General features: G+C 54.6%; 6 protein-coding genes, 1 rRNA gene and 1 pseudogene. 6 read left to right on the top strand and 2 right to left on the bottom strand.

Annotation, left to right across the window (positions count from 1 at the left end):
• The first annotated feature begins 199 nt into the window (after positions 1-199).
• Positions 200-315, top strand: a 5S ribosomal RNA gene (rrf, locus tag ACQKEK_RS12550).
• Between the two features lie 507 nt (positions 316-822).
• Here the strand turns inward: rrf and ACQKEK_RS12545 are convergent.
• Positions 823-973 (bottom strand): annotated as a pseudogene (locus tag ACQKEK_RS12545) (Mks condensin complex protein MksF); the annotation flags it as partial.
• Positions 974-1,305: 332 nt separating this feature from the next.
• On the opposite strand from ACQKEK_RS12545, the gene ACQKEK_RS12540 reads away from it, so the two are divergent.
• From ACQKEK_RS12540 to ACQKEK_RS12520, 5 genes are all read left to right on the top strand, one after another.
• Positions 1,306-2,793, top strand: a complete 1,488-nt coding sequence (locus ACQKEK_RS12540; protein ID WP_499142915.1) for a flagellin — start codon at positions 1,306-1,308, stop codon at positions 2,791-2,793.
• Between the two features lie 69 nt (positions 2,794-2,862).
• On the top strand, positions 2,863-3,219 hold the full coding sequence (locus ACQKEK_RS12535; RefSeq protein ID WP_499142913.1) for a flagellar protein FlaG: 357 nt from the start codon (positions 2,863-2,865) through the stop codon (positions 3,217-3,219).
• A 53-nt stretch (positions 3,220-3,272) separates the two neighbouring features.
• Complete coding sequence (gene fliD / locus ACQKEK_RS12530; protein ID WP_499142912.1) at positions 3,273-4,721, top strand: flagellar filament capping protein FliD; 1,449 nt, start codon at positions 3,273-3,275, stop codon at positions 4,719-4,721.
• A gap of 132 nt (positions 4,722-4,853) precedes the next feature.
• Positions 4,854-5,240: a flagellar export chaperone FliS gene (fliS, locus tag ACQKEK_RS12525; RefSeq protein ID WP_499142910.1), complete on the top strand. Its 387-nt coding sequence runs from the start codon at positions 4,854-4,856 to the stop codon at positions 5,238-5,240.
• A 73-nt stretch (positions 5,241-5,313) separates the two neighbouring features.
• Complete coding sequence (locus tag ACQKEK_RS12520) at positions 5,314-5,607, top strand: flagellar protein FliT (RefSeq protein ID WP_499142908.1); 294 nt, start codon at positions 5,314-5,316, stop codon at positions 5,605-5,607.
• Positions 5,608-5,915: 308 nt separating this feature from the next.
• Here the strand turns inward: ACQKEK_RS12520 and ppnP are convergent, their stop codons facing one another.
• Positions 5,916-6,197 carry a pyrimidine/purine nucleoside phosphorylase gene (gene ppnP, locus ACQKEK_RS12515; RefSeq protein WP_499142906.1) on the bottom strand — a complete coding sequence of 94 codons (282 nt, stop codon included), beginning with the start codon at positions 6,195-6,197 and terminating at the stop codon, positions 5,916-5,918.
• Positions 6,198-6,242 lie beyond the last annotated feature (45 nt).

Below are 6,242 nucleotides of genomic sequence, written 5' to 3'. Positions count from 1 at the left end.
GGCGTTGAGCTAACCAATACTAATTGCCCGTGAGGCTTGACCATATAACACCCAAACAATTTGTTGTTTGTGTGTCAGACGGTTGAAGTCGACAAACAAACCGAAAAGACGCAACGCTCGCAAAGCGAAAGCAACACCGAAACACCATCACATACCCAATTAGGGGAAGCGACTCAACACCGACTCCCCAACCGAATTGCTTGACGACCATAGAGCGTTGGAACCACCTGATCCCATCCCGAACTCAGTAGTGAAACGACGCATCGCCGATGGTAGTGTGGGGTTTCCCCATGTGAGAGTAGGTCATCGTCAAGCTTCTACACCAAACCCCCGATCCTCGTAAGAGGATCGGGGGTTTGTCTTTGGGGCGGGAAAATCCGCGTTGGGTTGTTCGCCGTCATGAAGATCAGTCGGGCTTCTAGTTCGCTTCGCCAGGGCCGCAGCCATGAGCGCGTTGTCGGCTCGGAAGGCCGGCAAGCAACGATAGTGGAATTGGGTGCCCATGAGACGGATAGGTGCTTTGGCGCGTCTGCGCTTGCCTTCGCCCGCTCTGCATGAAAACCATTGGGGACGCCATGGCTGTTCGGGTATCAAATGTCTGGGGGCGCAACCACAACGCCAACGCCAATACGTTATGGATCTGACCGTCACGTCGGTTGCCCCATAGCAGCCCGATATGAAAAACCGTTCAGGTCTCGCAGGACGGCCGGTTGACGGAGCAAAACGTTCGAAACTAGCCTGGCTATCCCGCATAACTGGCCGGCTGGCCAGCTCTTGCTAACGGTAATCAGCTAAGCCGTTCGGCTTCTGTATCGGCGTCTATCAGCCTGCACTCGCCGCGGCATGTTCGCGAAGGTTGATGTATTTCCAATCCTCGTCGATGTAGGCCCGCTCGGGCTGCTGCCCCCTCTAGGTCTACAGCTACCTTGGCCGAGAACTTAGGTTTAACCGAAGCCAGGATAGAAACGAAGCCACATGAGGGGCTGCATGTGTACGTTGTGTCCGCATCAGCTAGCAGCGCCGGTCCGGTTTCTTTCCCCCTACGCACTCCGACCACTTCCGTATTAAAGAATCTCTCGGTCCGTCCGAAAACCTATGCAGGCGGGCTCGCTTGGTTGATGAGTTCGCCGGTGTCGTACAGGTTGTTCTCGGGGGTTGCAAATTATTTTTCAACTGCCTCCTAAAGCTCACCGAAGCGGCGCCGATAAGCTAATCGAATGCGAACTCAATGGGTGCCTGGGCAACTGCCGGCCCGGAGTCGCAAGCTCAGGCAACCCAAGTAACTAGCGCCCTTGGAGGCACATCATGGCTCTCACAGTCAACACTAATATCGCGTCGCTCAACACTCAGCGCAACCTGCAATCTTCGTCCAATGCCCTGAACACCTCCATGCAGCGTCTGTCGACCGGTAGCCGCATCAATAGCGCCAAAGACGATGCTGCGGGTTTGCAGATTTCGAATCGCTTGACCAGTCAGATCAGCGGTCTGGGTGTCGCGGTACGCAACGCCAACGACGGTATCTCCCTCGCGCAGACTGCCGAGGGTGCCCTGCAGCAGTCGACTAACATTCTTCAGCGTATGCGGGACCTTTCCCTGCAATCGGCTAACGGCTCGAACGCAAGCACCGAGCGCAAGGCATTGCAAGATGAAGTTACCCAGCTTCAGCAAGAGCTCAATCGTATTGCAGACACCACTAGTTTTGGTGGTCGGAAAATTCTGGATGGTTCTTTTGGTTCGCAATCTTTCCAAGTGGGCGCTAATGCATTCGAAACTATCAACGTAACGCTCGGTTCGTTCCAAGCCGATCAGATCGGCAGTTATTCCAGCACTTTGACTGGCTTAACTGCAAACGAAGGTTATGGAAAAGTGACTGCAGGAGCCACGGCAGCTGCTGCTAGCAACGTTGCCGGTACACTTACCGTTAACGGTGAATCTAGTTCCGGCGCTATTACACTTGCAGGTAAAAGTGCAAATGGGGCCGCTGATCTAATTAACCAAAAGACTGCAGATACAGGCGTCACTGCTGAGGCTCGTACCGTTGCGGCGCTATCGGCGATGGGAGACGGAACTGTTACTTTCAGTCTTAAAGGTGATACCGATGGTGGCTCGGTAGATATCCGTGCTTCGATTTCTGGTGGCGACCTTACAGAGCTGGCCAAGGAGATCAATTCAAAGGCTGGTAAGACTGGCATCACGGCTGAGGTAAAAGATAGCAAGATTGTCTTGACTAGCGAGGCGGGTGATGACGTCGTCGTGGAAAACTTCACCACTACAGCCGCAGCTGGTGTTGGAACGGCAACGTTTGAGGTTTATGACTATTCAGGCGAAAGCTCAACAGACTCAGCTACCTTGACGTCCGGTACTACAGACTCTTCACGTGCAATGGGTGTTGTGCAGTTGAGTAGTGCAAGCTCGTTCACTAGCACCGCCTCCGACGATACGATTGATTCCGCTACGACCGCTATTGCCGCTACTCTAGACAAAGTTAGTGAAATTGATATTGGTAGCCAGATTGGTGCGCAAAAAGCATTATCAGTAATCGATAGTGCGCTTTCGCTTATTGACTCGTCTCGTGCGGAGCTTGGTGCAGTACAGAACCGTTTTGACAATACTATCTCCAACCTACAGAGCATTTCCGAAAACGTCTCCGCTGCTCGGGGCCGTATCCAGGACACCGACTTCGCAGCTGAAACCGCGAACCTGAGCAAGAACCAGATCTTGCAACAGGCAGGTACAGCGATCCTCGCCCAGGCCAAGCAGCTGCCGCAGGCAGTTCTGAGTCTGCTGCAGTAATTGAGCAGAGGGCGTTAATGATGGGGGCAGGCCGAGTTCTGCCCCCATTGATTCATTAGAGGTGAATCAATGGACGTCGGAAAAATATTGGGCGGGGCTACATCGCCCACGGCAGCAAGTTCTTCACCCAGTCTCTTGAAAGAGGTTGGGTTTTCTGCGTCTGGAAATAGGGACAAAGAACAGAAAGCCGAAGAGGCGGACAAGCCGGTCGATATGACCGATCTGGTCGAGCGGTTTCGTTCGCAGGTGCAGAGCATTCAGCGTGACCTGAACTTTAGCGTCGACGATTCGACGGGTGATGTGGTGGTTCAGGTGATCGATGGCGATTCGGGGAAGGTCGTTCGGCAGATACCGTCGGAGGAAATCTTGCGGCTCACCGAGCGATTGGATGAAATGCGTAGTTTGATGTTTGAAGCCAAGGCTTAAGGTGCGTTTCTTGCATTACAGGTGCGGCTAACATTTTCTTGACGGGGTGAGCTATGGCAGGCGTAACAGGCATCGGTTCCGGTATTGATATCGACAGTATCGTGTCTAGTATGGTCGCTGCTGAGCGTGCGCCGAAACAAACGCAGCTTGCAAATCTCGAAAAGAAAACGACGACGCAGATCACTGCTGTCGGTGCCTTGAAAAGTGCCATCAGCGATTTTCAAACTGCATTGGGTTCGCTTAACAAAGCGGATCTCTTTCAGGCGCGTTCGGCTACTTCCAGTAAAATGGATCTGGTGGGCGTAACGGCCAGCACCACGGCGGGTGCGGGAAGCTACGAAGTTGAGGTCAAGAGTCTGGCGACCAACAGCAAGGTTGCGCTTGCTGCTATCGAGAATACTGCCGAAAAACCGGCTGCATTCTCTAGCGGAACGCTGAATATTTCGTTGGGTGTACCAGGCACGTCCCCATCAAAGGAAACATTTTCCGTCACGGTGGATGAGAGTAACAATAGCCTTGCTGGTGTGCGTGATGCCATCAACGAGGCTGGGAAAGACATGGGCGTTAGTGCCACGATTGTGACTGATGAATTTGGCTCCCGACTCGTATTGACCAGCAGCAAGACGGGCGCAGGACGTGACATAACGGTAGGCGTAACTGACGAGGCGGCGCTGCAAACCGGGCAGACCTCTCTATCTGCCCTTGCGTTCGACGGTGCCACATCAAGTACCGGAGCGGGCGCTCGGGTGCTGTCTTCAGCGCAGAGCGCGGAGCTGTATATAGATGGTTTGAAAGTAATCAGCGAGGCCAACAAAGTCGATGGCGCCATCGACGGGGTTACGCTCGATCTTAAAGCCAAGACTGTCGCTAATGAGCCGCTCACCGTCAGCGTCGCGGAGGACAAGGCGGGCGTCAAGAAGCAGGTGCAGTCTTTCGTTGATGCTTACAACAAGCTCATCGGCGTGATCAATGCACAGACAAAGGTGACGTCTGTGGGGGATGGCAAGGCGCCCGTCACTGGCGCACTTGTAGGCGATGCGACTGCTCGTACGCTGCTCGGAACGATCCGCAATGAGTTAGTCAATACGCAGGGTGACGGCGTGATCCGCGCGCTGACGGATATGGGAATCACAACCCAGAAGGACGGGACCCTTGCCATCGATAGCACTAAACTCGACAAGACCTTGGCTGGCAACTTCGACCAGTTGTCCGGCTTCTTCACTGGCGACAACGGGCTCGCCGCCCGGCTCAATGAGAAGCTGAAGCCTTATACCGAAACCGGCGGCATTCTCGAACAACGCAACAAGGCGATGACAGAGACCATTACGAAGATTGACGATCAGAAAGAAAACCTCAGTCGACGCATAACGGCTTTACAAGAACGCCTGTACAAGCAATTCAACGCCATGGATTTGCTGGTTGGGCAGTTGTCTAATACCTCTTCCAGCCTGATAGCGTCTCTCGAGAATCTGCCATGGGCTGCCAGCAATTCAAGGAAATGATCTTAGCTGTATGAATCAAACCGCCTTCGAGGCGGTTTTTTTCGTTTTAAAGCAGATTCACACTATCAAGCTTGAGCGCCCCTGACCGATAAGCTGTACATGCAAACGTGATGTAGCAAGGGGCTTATCAATATGTACGCAATGTCCGCAATGAAGCAGTATCAGCAGGTTGGCGTGAAGGCCCAGGTGACCGAGGCCGACCCGCACCGCTTGATCCAGATGTTGATGCAGGGCGGTCTGGACCGCATCGCGCAGGCGAAAGGTGCCATGGAGCGTGATGCCTTCGCTGAGAAAGGCGTACTGGTCGGCAAGGCCATCAATATCATCGGCGGGCTGCGCGAAGCACTCGACAAGAGCGTCGGTGGCGAACTGGCGGAAAACCTGGATCGCCTCTACGAATACATGACGATGCGTCTGTTCGAGGCCAGCCGGCATAACGATATTGAAAAGTTGAACGAAGTGGGCAGGCTGCTGGGTGAGATCAAAGTGGCTTGGGATCAGATTGCGCCCAAGGCGTAAGATATTTGTTCTCTGAGCCGTCTGCGGATTGGCCACCGATTCACTCACCGTGAGCTGACAAACGAGGATGGCCATGTCGTCACCCAAGCAAGCATTCGCATCTCTCGCGAATAAGTTGCGCGCTGCATTCGCAGCGGGCGAGTGGGAGGCCATTGCGCTGTTGGATGAAGAGTGCCGTGCCTTGGTGGCCGCGCTAGGTGAACGTGATGCTTCTGACGCGGAGCTGCGCGAGCAACTGGCTGAGCTTTCACGCGTTTACGACGAGCTTCAACAGGCTGGTAGAGCGGAGCGAGAGCGATTGGCTGGGGAGTTGACGCGCTTGAACCAGTCCAAGCAGGTCAATCAGGCGTACAAGCCGCTGGGGTGAAGCGGTTGGGATCAAGATCCGTGAACAGCTTGGTGGGCTGAAGCCCACCCTACAGATGATGTGGCCTGGATTAGCCGGCGGCGTAGTCCGACGATCAGGTGGGTTGGTGCGGTTGCGGTGCAGGCGCGAGGGACGTGGGTCGTTCGTGGTCAGCGATGGGAGTGGCTCCTTCAACCTTTGCAACGTGAATCACCGTGCCGCGGCTTGGTGGGCTGAGGCCCACCCTACGGGTTACAGGTGACGTAGGGTGGATGGCGCTTTACCCATCCACCGCAACAACAGTTCGGACTGCCTCGTATCAAAACCGCTTAGCGGTACTCACACAAATAGGCAGTCGCCTCCGCCACCTTCAGCTGAAATTTGCTGTTCGCCGGTACGGTGAACTGGGTGCCAGCGCCGAAGGTTTCGTAGTTTTCGCTACCCGGCAGTTTCACGTCGAGGCTGCCAGCGACAACGTGCATAACTTCCAACTGATTCGTGCCGAACTCATATTCGCCAGGCGCCATGACGCCGATGGTGGCGGGGCCCGCTGTCATGTCGAAGGCGATGGATTTGACGGTGCCGTCGAAGTACTCGTTGACTTTGAACATTCGAAAAATCTCTAAGGGGTGGGAAAAGGGCGGCCAGTATGCCGA

It is taken from the genome of Pseudomonas sp. NPDC077408 (assembly GCF_050269105.1).
Taxonomy (GTDB): domain Bacteria; phylum Pseudomonadota; class Gammaproteobacteria; order Pseudomonadales; family Pseudomonadaceae; genus Stutzerimonas.
The sequence above is the reverse complement of the archived record's forward strand: the minus strand, read 5'-3'. Positions and strand labels throughout refer to the sequence as shown.

Excerpts from the sequence above, each read along its gene's own strand:
- ACQKEK_RS12535 (WP_499142913.1), top strand. The coding sequence starts at position 2,863 with ATGGACGTCGGAAAAATATTGGGCGGGGCTACATCGCCCACGGCAGCA.
- ACQKEK_RS12540 (WP_499142915.1), top strand. The coding sequence starts at position 1,306 with ATGGCTCTCACAGTCAACACTAATATCGCGTCGCTCAACACTCAGCGC.
- fliD (WP_499142912.1), top strand. The coding sequence starts at position 3,273 with ATGGCAGGCGTAACAGGCATCGGTTCCGGTATTGATATCGACAGTATC.
- ppnP (WP_499142906.1), bottom strand. The coding sequence starts at position 6,197 with ATGTTCAAAGTCAACGAGTACTTCGACGGCACCGTCAAATCCATCGCC.
- ACQKEK_RS12520 (WP_499142908.1), top strand. The coding sequence starts at position 5,314 with ATGTCGTCACCCAAGCAAGCATTCGCATCTCTCGCGAATAAGTTGCGC.
- fliS (WP_499142910.1), top strand. The coding sequence starts at position 4,854 with ATGTACGCAATGTCCGCAATGAAGCAGTATCAGCAGGTTGGCGTGAAG.